Source organism: Sphingomonas sp. GW821-FHT02B09 (assembly GCF_059421875.1).
Genome location: NZ_JBWKVV010000002.1, coordinates 460807 through 480154 on the forward strand (window position 1 = coordinate 460807; position 19348 = coordinate 480154).

14 protein-coding genes are annotated in these 19348 nt (G+C 70.0%); 6 read left to right on the forward strand and 8 right to left on the reverse strand.

All coding sequences use genetic code 11. The annotated features are described in order from the left end of the window. Positions 1-399, forward strand: a complete 399-nt coding sequence (locus AC07U4_RS10125; protein WP_495195336.1) for an acyl-CoA thioesterase — start codon at positions 1-3, stop codon at positions 397-399. 6 nt (positions 400-405) lie between these two features. Here AC07U4_RS10125 and AC07U4_RS10130 read toward each other — a convergent pair whose 3' ends face one another. The 3 genes from AC07U4_RS10130 to AC07U4_RS10140 all read right to left on the reverse strand — a co-directional run bounded on the left by AC07U4_RS10130 (position 406) and on the right by AC07U4_RS10140 (position 3227). Beyond that, on the reverse strand, positions 406-1059 hold the full coding sequence (locus AC07U4_RS10130; protein ID WP_495195337.1) for a helix-hairpin-helix domain-containing protein: 654 nt from the start codon (positions 1057-1059) through the stop codon (positions 406-408). Between the two features lie 71 nt (positions 1060-1130). After that, positions 1131-2954 (reverse strand): AsmA family protein, encoded by a 1824-nt coding sequence (locus AC07U4_RS10135; protein WP_495195338.1) that lies wholly within the window; start codon positions 2952-2954, stop codon positions 1131-1133. 111 nt (positions 2955-3065) lie between these two features. Next, complete coding sequence (locus AC07U4_RS10140) at positions 3066-3227, reverse strand: DUF1674 domain-containing protein (protein WP_137898393.1); 162 nt, start codon at positions 3225-3227, stop codon at positions 3066-3068. Between the two features lie 60 nt (positions 3228-3287). On the opposite strand from AC07U4_RS10140, the gene AC07U4_RS10145 reads away from it, so the two are divergent. The 4 genes from AC07U4_RS10145 (at position 3288) to purH (ending at position 9134) form a co-directional block, all read left to right on the forward strand. Next, positions 3288-4577, forward strand: a complete 1290-nt coding sequence (locus AC07U4_RS10145; protein ID WP_495195339.1) for an RsmB/NOP family class I SAM-dependent RNA methyltransferase — start codon at positions 3288-3290, stop codon at positions 4575-4577. A 513-nt stretch (positions 4578-5090) separates the two neighbouring features. Continuing rightward, positions 5091-5762 carry a ribulose-phosphate 3-epimerase gene (rpe, locus tag AC07U4_RS10150; RefSeq protein WP_495195340.1) on the forward strand — a complete coding sequence of 224 codons (672 nt, stop codon included), beginning with the start codon at positions 5091-5093 and terminating at the stop codon, positions 5760-5762. Then, positions 5759-7513 (forward strand): heparinase II/III family protein, encoded by a 1755-nt coding sequence (locus AC07U4_RS10155; protein WP_495195341.1) that lies wholly within the window; start codon positions 5759-5761, stop codon positions 7511-7513. Before rpe ends, AC07U4_RS10155 begins: the two co-directional genes overlap by 4 nt. 58 nt (positions 7514-7571) lie before the next feature. Next, a complete protein-coding gene (gene purH / locus AC07U4_RS10160) occupies positions 7572-9134 on the forward strand; it encodes a bifunctional phosphoribosylaminoimidazolecarboxamide formyltransferase/IMP cyclohydrolase (protein ID WP_495195342.1) in 1563 nt (520 codons plus the stop codon). Positions 9135-9171: 37 nt separating this feature from the next. On the opposite strand, the gene AC07U4_RS10165 is transcribed toward purH, so the two are convergent. From AC07U4_RS10165 to AC07U4_RS10175, 3 genes are all read right to left on the reverse strand, one after another. Next, a complete protein-coding gene (locus AC07U4_RS10165; protein ID WP_495195343.1) occupies positions 9172-10686 on the reverse strand; it encodes a lipopolysaccharide biosynthesis protein in 1515 nt (504 codons plus the stop codon). A 133-nt stretch (positions 10687-10819) separates the two neighbouring features. Beyond that, on the reverse strand, positions 10820-13576 hold the full coding sequence (gene polA, locus AC07U4_RS10170; RefSeq protein WP_495195344.1) for a DNA polymerase I: 2757 nt from the start codon (positions 13574-13576) through the stop codon (positions 10820-10822). A 131-nt stretch (positions 13577-13707) separates the two neighbouring features. Beyond that, positions 13708-14787, reverse strand: coding sequence for a serine hydrolase (locus AC07U4_RS10175; RefSeq protein WP_495195345.1), 1080 nt, complete (start codon positions 14785-14787; stop codon positions 13708-13710). A gap of 209 nt (positions 14788-14996) precedes the next feature. On the opposite strand from AC07U4_RS10175, the gene AC07U4_RS10180 reads away from it, so the two are divergent. Further along, complete coding sequence (locus AC07U4_RS10180; RefSeq protein WP_038664205.1) at positions 14997-16781, forward strand: thiamine pyrophosphate-requiring protein; 1785 nt, start codon at positions 14997-14999, stop codon at positions 16779-16781. Between the two features lie 18 nt (positions 16782-16799). On the opposite strand, the gene nadB is transcribed toward AC07U4_RS10180, so the two are convergent. Further along, positions 16800-18392, reverse strand: a complete 1593-nt coding sequence (nadB, locus tag AC07U4_RS10185) for an L-aspartate oxidase (protein ID WP_495195346.1) — start codon at positions 18390-18392, stop codon at positions 16800-16802. Then, entirely contained in the window at positions 18389-19312 is a 924-nt protein-coding gene (locus tag AC07U4_RS10190) for an ABC transporter ATP-binding protein (protein WP_137898402.1), read from the reverse strand. The genes nadB and AC07U4_RS10190 overlap by 4 nt, the downstream gene beginning before the upstream one ends. Positions 19313-19348: the final 36 nt, after the last annotated feature.

Consider the following 19348-nt stretch of genomic DNA (forward strand, 5'->3'; position numbering starts at 1 on the left):
ATGAGCGGGCGCTTCACCCTGTCGATCACCGCCGCGGCGGACGACATCGACGAGCTCGGCCACGTCAACAATGCGGTGTGGGTCCGCTGGATCCAGGACATCGCCGTCGCGCATTGGGAGGCGGTCGCTTCGGCGGCCGACCGTGCCGCGCTGGTGTGGGTCGTGACCCGCCACGCGATCGACTATCGCGGCAACGTCGCCGCCGGCGAGACGGTGACGGGGGAGACCTGGGTCCCCGAACCGCCCAAAGGTGCGCGCTTCGATCGCCACGTCCGCTTCACCGGCGCCGACGGCAAGGTGAAGGTGGAGGCGGTCACCACCTGGGCGCTGCTCGACCGCGCGACGGGCCGGCTGCTGCGGGTGCGGCCCGACCTCGCCGCGCCGTTCCTCGACCGCTGACCGGCGTCAGAGCCGGCCGAACACCGCCTCGAAACCCGCGCGGTCGCCCGCGGCGAGGAAGCGCGCCTGTTCGATCCAGCGGTCGCGCGTGATCCGCCCGGCGAACGGCCCGAGCTGCGCATCGAGCCGCATCGCCTCGTCGTCGCTCAGCGCCGCGACCTGGCCGACCGTGGTGATGCCCAGCTCGGCCAGCCGCGCGGTGAGCTTCGGCCCGAGGCCCTTCAGCGTCCCCACCGGCGCATCGGCCGGCGACTCGCCCGCCGGGGCAGGGACAGGAGTAGGGGAGGGGGCCGACACCGCCTCGACCGCCGGCGCGGCGTCGAGCGGCGCGGCGGCGGCGATCGGTTCGTCGGCGAGCGGATCGCGCACCGGTTCGATCGCCGGCTCGGCGGGGGCCGCATCCGCCGCACGCCGCGCCGGCGGCGGGGCCGGCACCGGCACCGGCGTCGGTTCGGCGGGGGCGGCGGCGATCACGTCCTCGTTGCGGCTTTCGATATCGCGTTCAGCGGTCTTGCGCCGCGCCTTCAGCCGCGCGCCCCAGACGATCGCGGCGATCACCAGCAGCGCGAAGATCGCCAGGACGGCGAGATGCGCGATGGTGAAGGCGTCGGTGCTGTCGGGCAGGAGGCTGGCGCCGGTGGCGGAGGCGGTGTCGTTCATGCCGCCGACCCTAACCGCGCCGCTACGGCACGGCGAGCGGAAACGTCAGGGGAATCGCAGCGCCGCCCCCCTTATCGCAGCGCCCGCGCCACCAGCCCGCCGCAATCGGCATCGACCGCGCTCGGCCCCTGCCGGCCGGTGATCGCGCGGCCGATCGCCTTGAAGATGTTGCCGGCCGACTTCACCTCCGCCGGCACGGTCAGCCGGGGATCGCTGAGGCTGCCGGTGACGAACGCCGACCCGGGCAGCCGCAGCAGGCTGTGCCCCTTGGGCGCGCCGGTCAGCCGCAGGTCGATCCGCTCGTCGGGGAAGCGCACCGTCCCAGCGCCGTGCAGCTGGCTCGCGCTGGTGTCGACGACCAGCGGTGCCGCGCTGCCGCGCCCGCCGCGCACCGGCAGCGCCAGCACCAGACAGCGCAGCCGCGCGCTGTCGCCGCCGCCGGCGAGCAGCGCCCGCCCCGCATCGAACCCCAGCGCCGCCGCATAGCGCGCCGGCAGGCTGCCGTCGCGGATCGTCAGGCCGATCTTGCCGTCGGACCGCCCGACCGCCGCGCGGATCGTGTCGCCGCGCCCGCGCAGCCGCGCCAGCGCCTCGACCCGCCCGGTGAACGCGCCCGCGGCGCCGTCGAACGCCTCGACCCGCGTGCCGACCAGCCGCAGGTCGACCGCCAGCATCGGCGTCTTCGCCCCGCCGCGCTGGTCGACCGTCACGCTGCCCCGCGCCGTCCCGCCGGCGAGCCGCACGGTCAGCGGCGCGACCCGCAGCCGCTGGTGGTCGAGCGCCAGCACGCCGTCGATCCCCGTCACCGACGTGCCGCCGCCATGGCTGAACACGCGTGCGACGTGCACCGCGATCCGCCCGTCGGTCCGGTCGATGTTGGCGAGGTTGATCCGCGTGTTCGGCACCAGCCGCGGCCCGATCGCGCGCTCCAGCGCGGCACCCTTGGCGAGTCCCTCGTCCGACGACAGATCGTTGAAGTCGAACCGGCGCGCCGTCACCGCGCCGTCCAGCCTGGTGCGCCCGTCCTGCTTGTCGACGGTGACATGGCCGGCGATGTCGGACCGGCCGATCGTGCCCTTGAGGTCGGTGACGATCCACCGCGGCGCCGCATGGCGGACGTGCGCGGTCAGCGCCACCGGCTGCGTCCCAAACAGCCCCGCCTCGATCACCGCGTCGATCAGGCGGAGGTCGGCGGCGCGCGCCGCGACGTCGAGCGTCATCGCGTCGGTGTCGAGCGGCCGGTCGGTCGTGCCGGTGGCGCGCATGTGCAGCGCGGCGCCGTCGATCGCCGCGGTGAACGCCCACGGCCCCGCCACCGGCTGCGCGACCGAGGCGCCGGTGAGCGCGATCCGCACCGGCGTGCCGCGGATCGTCCCGCTGCCCTTGGCGCGCAGCCCCTGCGCGTCCGACGCGAAGGCGACGCGCACGCTGCGCTGCCGTTTGTCGTCGCGATAGGCGATGACGCTGTCGCTTACGGTCAGCCCTTTGAGATCGTTGGACGATCCGCCTCGCTCCGGATCGCCCGGCCGCGACCAGTTGGTGCGCCCGTCGGCGGCGCGCACCAGAGCGAGCTGCAATCCGTCGACGACGATGTCGCGCGGCTTGAACGTGCCGGTGAGCAGCGGCCACACTGGAAAACTGACCCGCGCCTCGCGCAGCCGCAGGAAGTCGCCGCCGCCCGCCCAGTCCGCCTGCGCGATCCGCACTCCGCGCACCGCGATCGTCGGCGTGAAGCCGAACCCGTCGGTCCGCGCCATCGCCGCGATCGTCACCGGCCGCCCGAAGCGCTTGCTCAGCCGGTCGGCGACGACGCCCTTGAGCATCCCGAACGGAAAGGCCGCGATGACGAGGAGGGCGACCAGCGGTATCGCCCCAGCGATGACCAGCAGGCGCACGCGTCTGCCCGGCCTCACACCCCCGGCCTCACACCCATCGTTCGGCCCGAGCCTGACGCCACGCTAACATGCATCATGGACGCGCATCAGGCCGATATGGTTCCGTTATGGTCAGAAGTCGATCGCAATACCTTTCAGCTCCCAATCGCCATAGCGCGTCGGATCAAGGCCAAGCGGGTCGGGCTGTGCGGACTTTTTCGCCTCCGGCTGCGGCACCGGCGGATTCTGGCTCAGATAAGCGGGCGGCTTCACATGCTCGGGACGTTGGCCCATTGCGTCTCTCCGGTCTAAGGGGTGGATTCCACATGGTCCCCACCGTCAGGTAAGACAAGTTTGCCCCGTCCTTCCAATACCGATTCCGATGCGCTCGGCACCCCCTCCCGCCGCGCCGCGCTGCGCCTGCTCGATGCGGTCCTGCGCCGCGGCGAGCCGCTCGAACAGGCGCTCGTCGCCGCGACGCGCCACGTCTACGGCCCCGATCGCGGCCTCGCGCATGCCATCGCCGCCGAGGTGCTGCGCCGGCTGCCCGATCTCGACGCGCTGATCGATTCGGTCACCGAACGGCCGCTGCCCGACGATGCCAAGGCGCGGATGGCGCTGCGCATCGCGCTGGTCCAGGCGCTCGTCCTCGGCACGCCGCATCATGCCGCGATCGCCACCGTGCTGCCGCTGGTCGACGGCGGTCCGCGCAAGCTCGTCCATGGCGTGTTCGGCGCGATCGTCCGCTCGGGCGTGCTGCTTCCCGAAATCCCGGCGCTGCCGCCGCTCGCCGAGGCGCGCTGGGAGGGCGAATGGGGCGCCGCGATGATCGACGGCGCGGCGCTGGCGATCGCCGCGCCGCCGCCGCTCGACGTCACGCTCGCCGATCCCGCCGAGACCGACCATTGGGTCGCCGAACTCGGCGGCACCAGCCTGCTGCCTGGCCATGTCCGGATCGCGGACGCCGGCTCGGTCACCGATCTGCCCGGCTTCGCCGAGGGGCGCTGGTGGGTGCAGGACGTCGCCGCCTCGCTGCCCGCGCGGCTGCTCGCCGATGCCGCGCACGGCAGCGCGATCGACCTGTGCGCCGCGCCCGGCGGCAAGACGCTCCAGCTCGCCGCCGCCGGCTTCACCGTGGCGGCGGTCGACGTCTCCAATGCGCGCATCAAGCGGTTGCGCGAGAACCTGTTCCGCACGCGGCTGAAGGCGGAGGTGATCGCCGCCGACGTGCTCAAATGGGCGCCGGCCGAGCCGGCCGACGCGCTGCTGATCGACGCGCCGTGCAGCGCCACCGGCATCTTCCGCCGCCACCCCGACGTGCTCCACCGCGTCCACCCGCCGATCATCGAGGAGATGGCGGCGCTGCAGGCGCGTCTGTTCGCCCGCGCCGCCGACTGGGTGAAGCCCGGCGGCACGCTCGTCTTCGCGACGTGCAGCCTCGAACGGCAAGAAGGCGAGGACCAGCTCGCCCGCTTCCTGTCGGCACGCCCGGACTATGCGATCGACGCACCGGACGCGGCGCTGCTCCCGGCGGGCATCCCCGTCCACCCCGACGGCTACGTCCGCACGCTGCCGAATATGCTGACCGGCGCAGGCGGCTGCGACGGCTTCTTCATCGCAAGGCTGAAACGCCAGAACGGATAAATTCCTCCCCCGCCAGGGGGAGGGGGACCGCCACGCGCCAGCGTGGTGGTGGAGGGGGAGGACAGGGTGGGAGCTATATAAGTGCACTCTCACCCTGTCCTCCCCCTCCGTCAGCGCTTCGCGCCGCCACCTCCCCCTGGCGGGGGAGGACTTGGTCAGCCGCTTCCAGCGACTGTGCGGGGCTATCCCGCGTAAGAACCGTCGACGCCGACCGATCACCCGGAAAACGCGTCACCCGGACGTGTCCGGGCCCCCTTCGAACCTGCCCCAGTGCTCCTGCGAAAGCAGGAGCCCAGGAGTCCCGCACGCCGTAAGGCGTTGTTCTACGTGACCCTGGGCTCCTGCTTTCGCAGGAGCACCGTGCGTCTCCACCGCCGATGCGGACGTTCGCGACGTTTCGACTTTTCCGAAGGTCCACCCTGCGGCGGACCCGGAGCACGACCGCCGCAGATTTGGTTAACCCCGCCCCCAAGCGCATTGTAATAGAAGGACAGGCGGTTAGAGAGAAAGGCCATGCAACCGGTCCGTATCGCCCCCTCCATCCTTTCCGCCGACTTCGCCAAACTCGGCGAGGAGGTCCGCGCGATCGATGCCGCGGGCGCCGACTGGATCCATATCGACGTGATGGACGGCCATTTCGTCCCCAACATCACGATCGGCCCGGCGGTGGTGAAGGCGCTGCGGCCGCATACGAGCAAGCCGTTCGACGTCCATCTGATGATCTCGCCGGTGGACCTTTATCTCGACGCCTTCGCCGAGGCCGGCGCCGACGGCATCACCGTCCACCCCGAGGCCGGCCCGCACATCCACCGCACGATCCAGCACATCAAGGGGCTCGGCAAGCGCGCCGGCGTCGTGCTCAACCCCGGCACCCCCGCCAAGATGCTCGATTACCTCATCGACATGGTCGATCTGGTGCTGGTGATGAGCGTCAACCCCGGTTTCGGCGGCCAGAGCTTCATCGACAGCCAGCTCAAGAAGATCGCCGCGATCCGCAAGATGATCGACCAGACCGGCCGCGTGATCGACCTGGAGGTCGACGGCGGCGTCGATCCGGTCCACGCCGCACGCTGCGTCGCCGCCGGCGCCGACGCGCTGGTCGCCGGCACTGCCGCCTTCCGCGGCGGCCCGTCCTGTTATGCCGCCAACATCGCCGCGCTGCGCGGCACCCCGGCGGCGGGATGAACGACCTGTCGCCGCCGACCGACGCCCCCCTCACCGAATCGCCGCCCGACGGGATCGAGGAGGGCAAGCGCCTGATGCGCGTCGGCGGCGAGCGCGGGCTCAGCCTCGCCGAACGCCTTTCGGAACGGCTGCACAAACTGACGTGGCGCACGCCGATCCACAATATGCGCCTCAAGGGCCGCTACCCGCTCAAGCTGATCGCCGTCCCCGACGACCCCGTCATCGGTGACGTCCGCCGCGGTCAGGCGATGCTGCGCGGCGATCTCAGCTTCCGCGGCGAGACGCATCCGATCGACACGCTCGCCTTCAAGCGTGGCGAATGGGGCAAGCCCTTCGCCGAGTACGTCCATAGCTTCGCGTGGCTGCGCGACTTGTCGACGGTGGCGACGCGGGCGCAGGGCGCGCCGATCGCCGAGGCACTGATGGCGCGCTGGCTCGGCGATTATGCCGAGCGCGTCGATCCGCTCGCCTGGCGTCCCGACCTGTGGGGCCGGCGCCTGCTGTTCTGGACCGCACATGCGCCGCTGATCCTGTCGTCGACCGATCTCGTTTATCGCTCCAGCGTGCTCAACACGCTGGCGCGCGGCGCCCGCCACCTTGATCGCGGCGCCGACAAGGCGCCGCCGGGCGCGCCGCGGATCGCGGCCTGGTGCGGCGTCGTCGCGGCGGGGCTGCTGATCCCCGGCGGCGATCCGCGCCGCAGCTTCGGCGAGGCGGGGCTCGCCCGCGCGCTCGCCGGCGGGCTCAGCGAGGATGGCGGCTCGGTGTCGCGCAGCCCGGTGATGCTGCTCGACACGATCATGCTGCTCGCCATGCTGCGCGAGACCTATGCGGCACGGCGCGAGGAGATGCCCGCCGTGGCGCAGACCGCGCTGACCCGTGCCGTGCCGGCGCTGCTCGGCGTCACCCATGGCGACGGCATGCTGTCGAGCTGGCAGGGCGGCGGCCCGGCGATGCCCGATGCGCTCGCCGCGGTGATCGCCGCGAGCGGCGTGCGCACCCGGCCGCTGCGCCAGGCGCGCGACTGGGGCTATCAGCGGCTCGCCGCCGGCGGCGCGGTGCTGATCGTCGACGCCGCGCCGCCGCCGATCGCCAAGTTGGTCGAGGGCGGCTGCGCCTCGACGCTCGCCTTCGAATTCTCCGATGGCGAGACCCGGCTGATCGTCAATTGCGGCGGCGCGCGCGCCGCGGTGCCGCAACTGCCCGCCGCTTATGCCGAGGGGCTGCGCACCACTGCGGCGCATTCGACGCTGGTGGTGGGCGATTCCAACTCGACCGCGATCCTCGCCGACGGCACGCTCGGCCGCGGCGTCGCCGAGGTCGAACTGTCGCGGCAGGAATCGGACGTCGCCAGCCGCATCGAGGCGAGCCACGACGGCTATGTCCGTCGCTGGGGCTTCGTCCACCGCCGCCAGCTGATGCTGACCGGCGACGGCAAGGAATTGCGCGGCGAGGATGCGCTGCTGCCGCAGGGCCGGCGCCGCAAGCTCGGCGTCGTGCCGTTCGCGGTGCGCTTCCATCTGGGGTCGCAGGTCGAGGCGTCGCCGACCGCCGATGGTCTGGCGGCGCTGCTCCGCCTGCCCGGCGGCGCGCTCTGGCAGTTCCGCTGCCGTGGCGGCACGCTGACGATCGAGGATTCGCTGTGGATCGACGGCGAGGGCCACCCGGTCGCCACGCAACAGCTCGTTGTCAGCGGCGAGGCGCCGGCGGGCGGCGCCAACGTGAGCTGGGCATTGAAACGCGCGATCTGACCTGTTCGGACGCATGTTCCGCCGCTAGGGGGACGCGCGACTGCCGCAAAGGAAGACCATGTCCACCATCTCCATCAAGCGCGCCCTGCTGTCGGTCTCCGACAAGACCGGCATTGTCGAGCTTTCTCAAGCACTTGCCGCGAATGGCGTCGAGCTGGTCTCGACCGGCGGCACCGCCAGGGCGCTGCGCGACGCCGGCCTCGCTGTGCGCGACGTTAGTGAAGTTACCGGCTTTCCCGAGATGATGGACGGCCGCGTCAAGACGCTCCACCCGATGGTCCACGGCGGCCTGCTCGCGGTCCGCGACGACCCCGAGCACGCCGCGGCGATGGCCGACCATGCGATCGGCGCGATCGACCTGGTGGTGGTGAACCTCTACCCGTTCGAGGCGACCGTCGCGCGCGGCGCCGACCGCGACACGGTCATCGAGAACATCGACATCGGCGGCCCCTCGATGGTCCGCTCCGCCGCCAAGAACCACGCCTATGTCGCGATCGTCACCGATCCCGCCGACTATGCCATCGTCGCGGCCGGCGAGACGACGCTCGACCAGCGCCGCCTGTTCGCCGCCAAGGCCTTTGCCGCCACCGCCAGCTACGACGGCGCGATCGCGCGCTGGTTCGGCACCGTCGATCAGGCCGAGCCTTTCCCCGCGGTGCTGCCGGTGACGATGACCCGCGCCGCCTCGCTCCGCTACGGCGAGAACCCGCACCAGTCCGCCGCCTTCTACGCCAGCAACGACGGCGTCCGCGGCATCGGCCAGGCGCGCCAGGTGCAGGGCAAGGAGCTGAGCTACAACAACCTCAACGACGCCGACGCCGCGCTCGAGCTGGTCGCCGAGTTCCGCGACGCTGCGCCGACCTGCGTCATCGTCAAGCACGCCAACCCCTGCGGCGTCGCCACCGCCTCCAGCCTCGAGGCGGCCTATGCCGAGGCCTTCGCCTGTGACACCGTCTCGGCGTTCGGCGGCATCATCGCGGTCAACCGCCCGCTCGACGCGGCGACGGCCAAGGCGATCACCGGCATCTTCACCGAGGTGGTCGTCGCCCCCGACGCCGACGAGGAAGCGCTGGCGCTGTTCGCCGCCAAGAAGAACCTGCGGCTGCTGCTCACCGGAGACCTGCCCGATCCGGCGCGCGCCGGTCTGTTCGCCAAGTCGATCGCCGGCGGCTGGCTGGTGCAGGGCCGCGACAATGGCACGCCGGGCGAGCTGAAGGTCGTCACCAAGCGGGCGCCGACCGCGCAGGAACTCGCCGACTGCCGCTTCGCCTGGACCGTCGCCAAGCACGTCAAGTCGAACGCGATCGTCTATGCCAAGGACGGTGCCACCGCCGGCGTCGGCGCGGGCCAGATGAACCGTCTGGAATCGGCGCGCATCGCGGCGTGGAAGGCGAAGGACGCCGCCGACAAGGCGGGCTGGGCGACACCGCGGACGATCGGTTCGGCGGTCGCGTCGGACGCCTTCTTCCCGTTCGCCGACGGCCTGCTCGCCGCGGTCGAGGCGGGGGCGACCGCGGTGATCCAGCCGGGCGGATCGATCCGCGACGAGGAAGTGATCGCCGCCGCCGACGCCGCGGGCCTCGCGATGATCTTCACCGGCATGCGCCACTTCCGCCACTAACGCCTATAGCCCTCCCTTGCGGGGGAGGGCTGCAAGTCTAACGGACGGGCGATCCCACGTTCGGCAAGGTGGCCTCCTCGGCATTGGGCATCTTGCCGAACAACGCACGGTCGGCCGGGCCGAACGCCCATTTCCACAGCACGAACAGATAGGTCGCCGCAATCGCCGGTTCGCCGCCGGCCAGTTCGAGCCATTCGAATTGCGGTGGCAGCGCGGTGAACAAGCCGCCGATCACCGTCGCCGCGATCACCGCCCACAGCAGCGGCCAGCGCCACGGCGACACCGGTGCGGACAGGATACGGCCGAGCAGCGTCGCCTTCACCACCGAGGTCAGCGCCACGCTGACCATCAGCGCCACCGCCGGCCCCGCCGCCTGCCACGTCGTCGGCCAGCCGAGCCGGCGCATCGCGACGATCAGCGCGAAGCTCAGCGCGATCTGCACCGCCAGCATCACCACCGAGATGATGAGGTTGCGGTGCCGCGCGGTATAGACCAGCGCCGATTCGCACACCGCGCCGGTCGAGGCGAGCACCTCCGCCGTCAGCAGGAAGCCGAGCGCGGCGCTGCCCGCGACGAATTGCGGCCCGACCACGCCCATCACCGCGCCGGCCGGAATCGACCCCATCAGCGCAAGCCCCGCCTGCGCCGCCATGATCCAGAAGGCGACCTGCCGCACCTGATGCGCGATCGCGGCGCGATCGTTGACCGCGAGGCTCTTGGTGATGACCGGGCCGAGGATCGGATCGAAGCTGGTCTTGAGCTTCTGCGGCAGGCTCGCGACCTGCTGCGCCATATAATAGATGCCCACGATCTTCGGTTCGAACATCACGCCGAGGATGAAGCGGTCGACGTTGCGGCTGCCCCATTCCAGCGCATCGGCGCCGGCGAGCGGCGCGTTGGCGCGGGCGAGCGCGAACAGCTGCCCCGGATGCGGCGACCAGCCGCGCGGCAGGCCGTAGCTGCGCAGGAACGGCACGAAGCTGGCGATCAGCGCCGCGGTCATCGACGCGACATAGGACAGGACCAGTCCGTCCTTGATCGTGAAGAAGGAGAAGACCCAGGCGGCGATCGAGATCGTCCACGGCTCGACGACGGCGCGTGCGGTCACCGCCGCCTTGACGTCGTGGCGATAGGCGAGCGCCGACAGGCTGACGTCGGACCAGGCCACAGCGACGATGATGCACGGCAGGAACCGGTCGAGCCCGGTCACCTGCGTATTGGCGTACATGACTTCCGGAAAGGCGATCAGCACCGCGCTCGCCGCGATCGACAGGATGAAGGCGAGCGCCAGCGCATCCCAGACGACGCAGACATGCGGCTGGTCGGAGGACGACAGCGCCTGCGCGAGGCCGCGCTTGAGACCCAGTGTGGCGACCAATGCGGCGAGTTCGACCACGACGACGGCGAGTGCGAAGCGGCCGACCAGATCCGGCCCATAGAGGCGGCCGGCGATGAAAAGGAACGGGATGCGCGCGGCGAGGCGCAGCACGAAGCCGGCGATATTGGTGCGCCCGCCCTTGGCGAGCGCGTCGATGTCCTTCGATTCGGTCACGGGTTGACGATCGTGAGCGTCTCGCACCCACCCTCACCCTTCCGGCGCTGCGCGCCTCCCTCCCTCTCCCGCCGGGAGAGGGAAAAGCCGCCGAAGGCGGCGAAGGGTGAGGGCAAGCGCGCGCCGTCAGCGATCAATGCGCCGCTCCCCAGCTCGCGCCCGTCCCGATCTCGATCCCGAGCGGCACCGACAGCGTCACCGCCGGCTGCGCCGCCTCGGCCATCACCCGCTCGATCACCGGCCTGGCCGCGTCGACGTCGCCCTCGGGCAGTTCGAACACCAGTTCGTCGTGTACCTGCAACAGCATCTGGACGTTGGGCAGCCCCGCGTCGCGCAGGGCCGGCTCCATCCGCACCATCGCGCGCTTGATGATATCGGCGCTGGTCCCCTGGATCGGCGCGTTGATCGCGGCGCGCTCGGCGCCCTGCCGTTCGTGCTGCACCTTACTGCGGATGCGCGGGAAATGCGTCTTGCGGCCGAACAGGGTGGTGGTGAAGCCGCGCTCGCGCACGCTCTGCGTCGTCTCGGCGATATACGTGTTGATGCCGGGGAAGCGCTCGAAATAGCGGTCGATCATCGCCTGCGCCTCCTCGGCGCTGACGTCGAGCCGCCCGGCGAGCCCCCAGCGGCTGATGCCGTAGAGGATTGCGAAGTTGATCGTCTTGGCGCGGCCGCGGGTGTCGCGGTTGACCTCGCCGAACAGCTCCATCGCGGTGAGGCTATGGATGTCGTCGCCATTGGCGAAGGCGTCGCGCAGCGCCGGCACGTCGGCCATATGCGCCGCCAGCCGCAGCTCGATCTGCGAATAATCGGCGGCGAGGATGACGTTGCCCGGCTCGGCGACGAAGGCGTCGCGGATCTGCCGGCCCACCTCGGTACGGATCGGGATGTTCTGCAGATTGGGCTCGGTCGACGACAGGCGCCCGGTCTGCGCGCCGGTCAGCGAGTAACTGGTGTGGACGCGGCCGGTGCGCGGGTTGATCTGCGCCTGCAACGCATCGGTATAGGTGTTCTTGAGCTTGGTGAGCTGTCGCCAGTCGAGCACGCGCGCGGCGATCTCGGCGCCGGGAGAATCCTTGTCGGCGGCGATCCGCTCGAGCTCGGTGACGTCGGTGGAATAGACGCCGGACTTGCCCTTGCGGCCGCCCTTGATGCCCATCCGTTCGAACAGCACGTCGCCCAATTGCTTGGGGCTACCGATCGTGAACGGCGCGCCGGCAAGACCGTGGATCACCGTCTCCAGCCCGGCAATCTGGCCGGTGAATTCGGCGGACAGGCCGGACAGCCGCTCGCGATCGACCTTGATTCCGCGCATCTCCATCCGCGCGATCACCGGCACCAGCGGCCGGTCGACCATCTCGTAGACGCGCGTCGCCTCCTCGGCGGGCAGCCGCGCCTTGAAGCGCTTCCACAGCCGATAGGTGACGTCGGCATCCTCGGCGGCGTAGCGCGTCGCCGCCTTGAGATCGACCTCGTGGAAGCCGCGCTGCGTCTTGCCGGTGCCGACCACGTCCTTGAACGCGATGCAGCTATGCGACAGGTGCGTCGCCGCCAGCTCGTCCATGCCATGGCCGTGCAGCCCGGCGTCGAGGTCGAAGCTCATCACGATCGTATCGTCGTGCGGCGCGATCGCGATGCCATGCAGCCCGAGCACGATCATGTCGAACTTGAGATTATGCCCGATCTTGAGCACCGACGCGTCCTCGCAGAGGACCTTCAGCCGGGCGAGCGCCGCGTCGCGCTCGATCTGCGGCGGCGTCTCGCCGAACAGGTCGCTGCCGCCGTGGCCGAGCGGGATATAGCACGCCTTGTTGGCGCCGAGCGCGAGGCTGACGCCGACCAGATCGGCGCCGGTCGCATCGGTGCCGGTCGTCTCGGTATCGATCGCCACCCAGCCCTGATGCTGCGCCTGCACGATCCAGCGGTCGAGCGTCTCGACGTCGACCACCGTTTCATAGGCGTCATGCTCGCACGGCGGATCGGCTTCATAAGGCACCGAGGCGGGTGCAGGGACGGGATCGTCGGCGACCTGGCCCAATTTGGCGAGCAGGGTGCGGAAGCCGTGATGTTCGAGGAAGGCGCGCAACGGCGCGTCGGGGATACCCTTGAGCTCGAGATCCTCGAGCGGTTCGGGCAGCGCCACGTCGCAGCGCAGCGAGACGAGCTCGCGGCTCAACCGCGCCATGCCGGCATGCTCGATCAGATTGTCGCGCAGCTTGCCCTTCTTCATCCCCTCCGCGGCGGCGAGGACGGATTCGAGATCGCCATGTTCGAGGATCAGCTTGGCGGCGGTCTTCGGGCCGACGCCGGGGACGCCCGGCACGTTGTCGACGCTGTCGCCCATCAGCGCGAGCACGTCGCCCAATTGCCTCGGCGCGATGCCGAAAAACTTCTCGGCGACATGCTCCGCGCCGAGCCGCCGGTTGTTCATCGTGTCGTAGAGGTCGAGGCCGGGCTCGATGAGCTGCATCAGATCCTTGTCGGAACTGACGATCGTCACCGACCAGCCCTGCGCGAGCGCCGCCTTGGCGTAGCAGGCGATGATGTCGTCGGCCTCCAGCCCCTCGGTCTCGATGCACGGCAGCGAGAAGGCGCGGGTGGCGTCGCGGATCATCGGGAACTGGGGCACCAGATCATCGGGCGGCGGCGGCCGGTGGGCTTTATACTGATCGTACAGATCGTTGCGGAAGGTCTTCGACGATTTGTCGAGGATCACCGCCATATGCGTCGGCCCCTCCGCCGCGTGCAGCTCGTCGGCGAGCTTCCACAGCATCGCGGTATAGCCATAGACGGCACCGACCGGCTCGCCGTGTTTGTTGGTGAGCGGCGGCAGGCGATGATAGGCGCGGAAGATATAGCCCGAGCCGTCGACGAGATAGAGATGGGGCATCGTGGCTGCGTTTACCCGATCGGCCGGGCGGCACCAACCTCTGCTTGGGATGGACGCCGGGTTTGGCGGAGTGTGGCTTTGGGGTAACAGGGCCTTAATCATCCCGACGTTCGCCGGGATGACGATAGGGGTCAGGCGCCCGTCGCCCCGCCCCCCGCATAATTCGCCACCGCCGCCGCGACCGACTGGATCAGCTGCTGCCGTTCGCGGATCGGCCGTCGCGAATCGCCGATCATCACCGCGATCGCATAGCGGCGTCCGTCCGGCGCGGTGAGCAGGCCGACGTCGTTGAAGCCGGCATTGCGGCCGCCGAGATCCTGCCCGGTGCCGGTCTTGTGCGCGATCTGCCAGCCGGCGGGCAAGGCGGCGCGCAGCCGGGCGCGGCCGGTCACCGAGGCGCCCATCGTATCGAGCAGGATGCGCGTCGAGGTCTCGGTGAACAGCTCGCCACGCGCCAGCCGCGACAGCGCGTCAGCGATCGCGAGCGGTGCCGCGCCGTCCGGCGGATCGTTGACATAAGCGTCGAGCGCCGCGGTGCGCGCCTCTGGCGACAGGCGCGAGCGTGCCGCCTCGAAGCCGCCGCCGACCGCCATCGACTGGCTCCACGTCAGCCCCGCAGTCCTCGACTGGAGCAGGCGCTCGCCGGGGCCGAAGCGGATGTCGCCCAATTGCTTGCGCTCGATCATCGCACGCACCGCGGCGGGGCCGCCGACATAGGTGAGCAAGCGGTCGTTGGCGGTATTGTCGCTGTGCGTCAGCGCACGGGTGAGCAGTTCGCCGACGGTGGTGTGGTAGCCGTCGCCCTTGACCAGCATCGCGATCGGCTGGTGGAACAGCGTCAGGTCCTCGGGCCGGACGACGACGGGATCGTCGAGCCGCGCCTTGCCCTGGTCGCGCAGGTCCATAAGCGTCATCGCGACCCACAATTTGCTCACCGACTGTTGCGGCAGGCGGATCCGCGCGCCCGGCGAGGTCACCGTCCATCCCGCGTCGACGGCGCGGATTGCGATGCCGAACTTGCCGTCGAAATTGCGCGCGAGCGCATCGATTGCGCTGGTCAGCTGTGCCGGTGCCACCCGGCGCGGCGGCGGTGCGGCGGCGGGGATCGGGATCGACACCGCGAGCGCCGGTGTCTCGGCGGGGGCGGGGCCGCTGCCGATCGGCCGCGAGGTCGAGCCGCAGCCGGCAAGGGCGGCGCAACTGGCGATCATCAGGATCGATCGGGCCGGACGGCCATACGCTATCATACGGGAATAGGGGCCTCAGCTGGCAAGGCGACGATCCTTATCGGAGGAACGGTGCGGAGGAACCGGCGATCGGGTCGACTGCGACGAACCGCGGCACCGGTACGGCGAAACGCGGGGCACCATTGCCGCGGCCCGTCCGTTACTGCCGCAATCGGGCAATCAGGACGACCGCCATGGCACAGATGACCAGCGACTTTTTCGTGGACCGGCTGAAAGCCTGGGGCGTGACCCGCATCTACGGCTATTCGGGCGACGGCATCAACGGCGTGCTCGGCGCGCTGCAACGCGCGGAGAAGGCGGGCGAGGGCATCGAGTTCATCCAGGTCCGCCACGAGGAAATGGCCGCGTTCATGGCGAGCGCGCACGCCAAGTTCACCGGCGAGCTCGGCGTCTGCCTGTCCACCGGTGGCCCCGGCGCGACGCATCTACTCACTGGCCTGTACGACGCCAAGCTCGATCATGCGCCGGTGCTGGCGATCGCCGGCCAGGCGGAGACGACGGTGCGCGGCGCGAGCTATCAGCAGGAGCTCAACCTCGACCGCATCTTCGCCGACGTCGCCGATTACGTGCAGGAGGCGACCGCGCCGGCGCAGGTCCGCCATGTCACCGACCGCTCGATCCGCATCGCGGTGGCGGGCAATGGCGTCGGCGTGATCGTGCTGCCCAAGGACGTGCAGGACGAACCCTATGAGGATCCGAAAGTCCAGCACGGCTTCACCCGCTCGGGCGTCGGCTACAGCCGGCCGCTGATCGTGCCGCAGCCGCGCGACCTCGCCCGCGCCGCGGAGGTGCTCAACGCCGGCGAGAAGGTCGCGATCCTGATCGGCGCCGGCGCGCGCGACGGTGCCGAGGCGGTGGTGCGCGTCACCGACCTGCTTGGCGCGGGTGTCGCCAAGGCGCTGCTCGGCAAGGACGTGCTGTCCGACGAACTGCCCTTCGTCACCGGCGCGATCGGCCTGCTCGGCACCAAGCCGTCATGGGACATGATGCAGGGCGCCGACACGCTGCTGATGATCGGCACCGGCTTTCCATGGGCGGAGTTCCTGCCGCCCGACGGCAAGGTCCGCGCGGTGCAGATCGACGTCGATGCCGGCATGCTCGGGCTGCGCTATCCGACCGAGGTCAATCTGCACGGCGGTGCGCGCGAGACGCTGGAGGCGCTGATCCCGCTGCTCCACGCCAAGCCCGACCGTAGCTGGCGCGAGACGATCGAGGCAGGCGTCGTCGACTGGTGGCAGACGCTGGAAGCGCGTGCGATGGCCGAGGCCAAACCGGTCAACCCGCAGCGCGTGGTGTGGGAGATGTCACCGCAGCTGCCCGCGAATGCGATCGTCACCTCGGACAGCGGATCGTGCTGCAACTGGTATGCGCGCGACTTCAAGCTGAAGCAGGGACAGCGCGCGTCGCTGTCCGGCGGGCTCGCGTCGATGGGGGCGGCGGTGCCCTATGCAATCGCGGCGAAGTTCGCGCATCCCGAGCGGCCGGTGGTGGCGCTGGTTGGCGACGGGGCGATGCAGATGAACAATCTCGCCGAGATGATCACCGTGCAGAAATATTGGCAGCGTTGGGCCGATCCGCGCTTCATCGTCTGCGTGTTCAACAACGAGGACCTCAACGAGGTCACGTGGGAGCAGCGTGTGATGGAGGGCAATCCGCGCTTCCCGACGACGCAGGACCTGCCCGACGTGCCCTATGCGCGCTTCGCCGAGATGATCGGGCTTAAGGGCATCTTCGTCGAGCGACCCGAGGATCTGGCGGGGGCCTGGGCGGCGGCGCTGGCCTCCGACCGGCCGGTGATCCTCGAGGTGAAGACCGATCCCGAGGTCGCGCCGTTGCCGCCGCATCTGACGTTGGCGCAGGCCAAGGCATTCATGTCGTCGATGGCCAAGGGCGACCGCGGCGCCGGCCGGGTGATCGCCGAGACGGCACGGCAATTGTTCAAGGAGGTGACCGGCTGAGGGCGGCGATCGCTTCCCTTACGGGACCAGCACCGTATCGACCGCCTCCGGCAGCGTCTCGGGATAGTCGAGCGTATAATGCAGGCCGCGGCTCTCGTGCCGGTGCAGCGCCGAGCGGACGATCAGCGCGGCGGTCTGCAACAGGTTGCGCAGCTCGATCAGATCGGGGGTGACGCGGAAATGGCCGTAATAATCCGCCACCTCCTCGGTCAGCATCTGGATGCGGTGCTGCGCGCGTTCGAGCCTTTTGGTGGTGCGGACGATGCCGACGTAATTCCACATGAAGCGTCGGATCTCGGTCCAATTCTGCTTGATCACCACCTCCTCGTCCGAATCGGTGACGCGGCTCTCGTCCCACGGGCGGATCACCGGGACAGGCGGCAGCCCGTCCCAATGCGCCGCGATATGGTCGGCGCAGGCCTCGCCGAACACGAAACATTCGAGCAGGCTGTTCGAGGCGAGCCGGTTAGCGCCGTGCAGCCCGCTCTCGGTGCACTCGCCCGCGGCATAGAGGCCGGGTAGATCGGTGCGGCCGTCGCGGTCGATGACGATGCCACCGCAGGTGTAGTGCTGCGCCGGCACCACCCGGATCGGCTGCGTCGTCATGTCGATGCCGAGGCCGCGTAACTTCTCATAGATGTTGGGGAAATGGCCGCGGACGAAATCGGCGGGCTGGTGGCTGATGTCGAGATGGACGTAATCGAGGCCGTAGCGCTTGATCTCGGCGTCGATCGCGCGCGCGACCACGTCGCGCGGCGCCAGCTCCATCCGCTCGGCATCGTAATAGGACATGAAGCGCTTGCCGGTGGTCGGGTTGATCAGCCGCCCGCCCTCGCCGCGCACCGCCTCGGTGATGAGGAAGTTCTTGACCTCGAGATGGTAGAGGCAGGTCGGATGGAATTGCATCATCTCCATGTTGGAGACGCGCGCACCCGCCCGCCACGCCATCGCGATGCCGTCCCCGGTCGCGCCGCGCGGCGCGGTGGAGAAGAGATAGGTGCGCCCCGCGCCGCCGGTGGCGAGCACCGTCGCCTTTGCGGTGTAGAGCGTGACGCGGCCGGTGCCGCGATCGACTGCATAGACGCCCCAGACGTTGCCTGCGCCAGAATAGCGCTGCTCGTGACGGCTGGTGGCGAGGTCGATCGCGACCTGATCGGGGACGAGCGTGATATTGGGATGCGCCTCGGCGGCGCGTTGCAGCGCCTCCTGCACCGCCCAGCCGGTCGCGTCCGCGACATGGACGATACGGCGATGGCTGTGGCCGCCCTCGCGGGTGAGATGAAGCGTATTCCCCTCGGTGGCGAAGGGGACGCCGAGCTGTGTCAGTCGCTCGATCGCGGCGGGGGCGCCCTCGACGACGAATTCGACGATATCGCGGTCATTGAGGCCGGCCCCGGCGACCATCGTATCCTCGACGTGATTGTCGAACGTATCGCCGGGTTCGAGCACCGCGGCGATCCCGCCCTGCGCCCAGGCGGTCGACCCTTCGTTGAGCGCGCCCTTGGCGAGCACGGTGACCCTGAACCGTTCCGCGAGGTTGAGCGCCGCGGTGAGCCCCGCGGCGCCCGAGCCGACGATGAGGACGTCGCTGTTGCGGGTCGCTTCGGTCACGCGTTGCTGGCGCGCGTCAGGCTGAGGAACACGTCCTCCAGATCGGGCTCCTTGGTCGAGACGTCGACGATGCCGAAGCCGTCGTGCTGGACCGCGGCGAGCACCTCGCCGGCGTTGACCCGGTCCTTGGCATAGGTGATCTCCAGCGTCCGCGCGCCCTTCAGCACGATCTTGCCGAAACAGGCGTTGACCGGCAGCGTCGCGACGTCGCGGTCGACGGTGACCGCCACCACCTTTTCCTGCGCCTTGCCGACCAGCTCCCGGGTCGGTTCGTTGGCGATCAGCCGGCCGTGATTGATGATCGCGATCCGGTCGCACAATTCCTCGGCCTCCTCGAGGTAGTGCGTGGTCAGCACCACGGTGACGCCGGCGTCGTTCAACTGGCGGACATAGGCCCAGAGCTGCTGGCGCAATTCGATGTCGACGCCCGCGGTCGGCTCGTCGAGCACCAGCACCGGCGGCGAATGGACCATCGCCTTGGCGACCATCAGTCGCCGCTTCATGCCGCCCGACAAGGTGCGGGCATAAGCCTTTGCCTTGTCCTCCAGATGCACCGCGCGCAGCAATTCCATGCTGCGCCGCTGGCCCTTGGGGACGCCGTACAGGCCCGCCTGGATCTCCAGCGTCTCGATCGGCGTGAAGAAGGGGTCGAACAGGATCTCCTGATTGACGATGCCGATCGACGCCTTGGCGTTGCGCGGCTGCGCGTCGATGTCGAAGCCCCAGATCTCGGCGCTGCCCTCGGTCTTGTTGACCAGCCCGGCGAGGATGTTGATCAGCGTCGACTTGCCCGCGCCATTGGGGCCGAGCAGGCCGAAGATCTGCCCGCGCGGCACGTCGAAACTGACCCCGTCGAGCGCGCGCTTGCCGCCCTGATAGGTCTTGCAGAGGTTCTGGATGCGGATCGCGGCCTCGGTCATGCAGGCGGAATACGCGGATCGTGATGGGGTGCAACC

Excerpts from the sequence above, each read along its gene's own strand:
- AC07U4_RS10125 (WP_495195336.1), top strand. The coding sequence starts at position 1 with ATGAGCGGGCGCTTCACCCTGTCGATCACCGCCGCGGCGGACGACATC.
- AC07U4_RS10130 (WP_495195337.1), bottom strand. The coding sequence starts at position 1,059 with ATGAACGACACCGCCTCCGCCACCGGCGCCAGCCTCCTGCCCGACAGC.
- AC07U4_RS10140 (WP_137898393.1), bottom strand. The coding sequence starts at position 3,227 with ATGGGCCAACGTCCCGAGCATGTGAAGCCGCCCGCTTATCTGAGCCAG.
- rpe (WP_495195340.1), top strand. The coding sequence starts at position 5,091 with ATGCAACCGGTCCGTATCGCCCCCTCCATCCTTTCCGCCGACTTCGCC.
- AC07U4_RS10155 (WP_495195341.1), top strand. The coding sequence starts at position 5,759 with ATGAACGACCTGTCGCCGCCGACCGACGCCCCCCTCACCGAATCGCCG.
- purH (WP_495195342.1), top strand. The coding sequence starts at position 7,572 with ATGTCCACCATCTCCATCAAGCGCGCCCTGCTGTCGGTCTCCGACAAG.
- polA (WP_495195344.1), bottom strand. The coding sequence starts at position 13,576 with ATGCCCCATCTCTATCTCGTCGACGGCTCGGGCTATATCTTCCGCGCC.
- AC07U4_RS10175 (WP_495195345.1), bottom strand. The coding sequence starts at position 14,787 with ATGATCGCCAGTTGCGCCGCCCTTGCCGGCTGCGGCTCGACCTCGCGG.
- AC07U4_RS10180 (WP_038664205.1), top strand. The coding sequence starts at position 14,997 with ATGGCACAGATGACCAGCGACTTTTTCGTGGACCGGCTGAAAGCCTGG.
- AC07U4_RS10190 (WP_137898402.1), bottom strand. The coding sequence starts at position 19,312 with ATGACCGAGGCCGCGATCCGCATCCAGAACCTCTGCAAGACCTATCAG.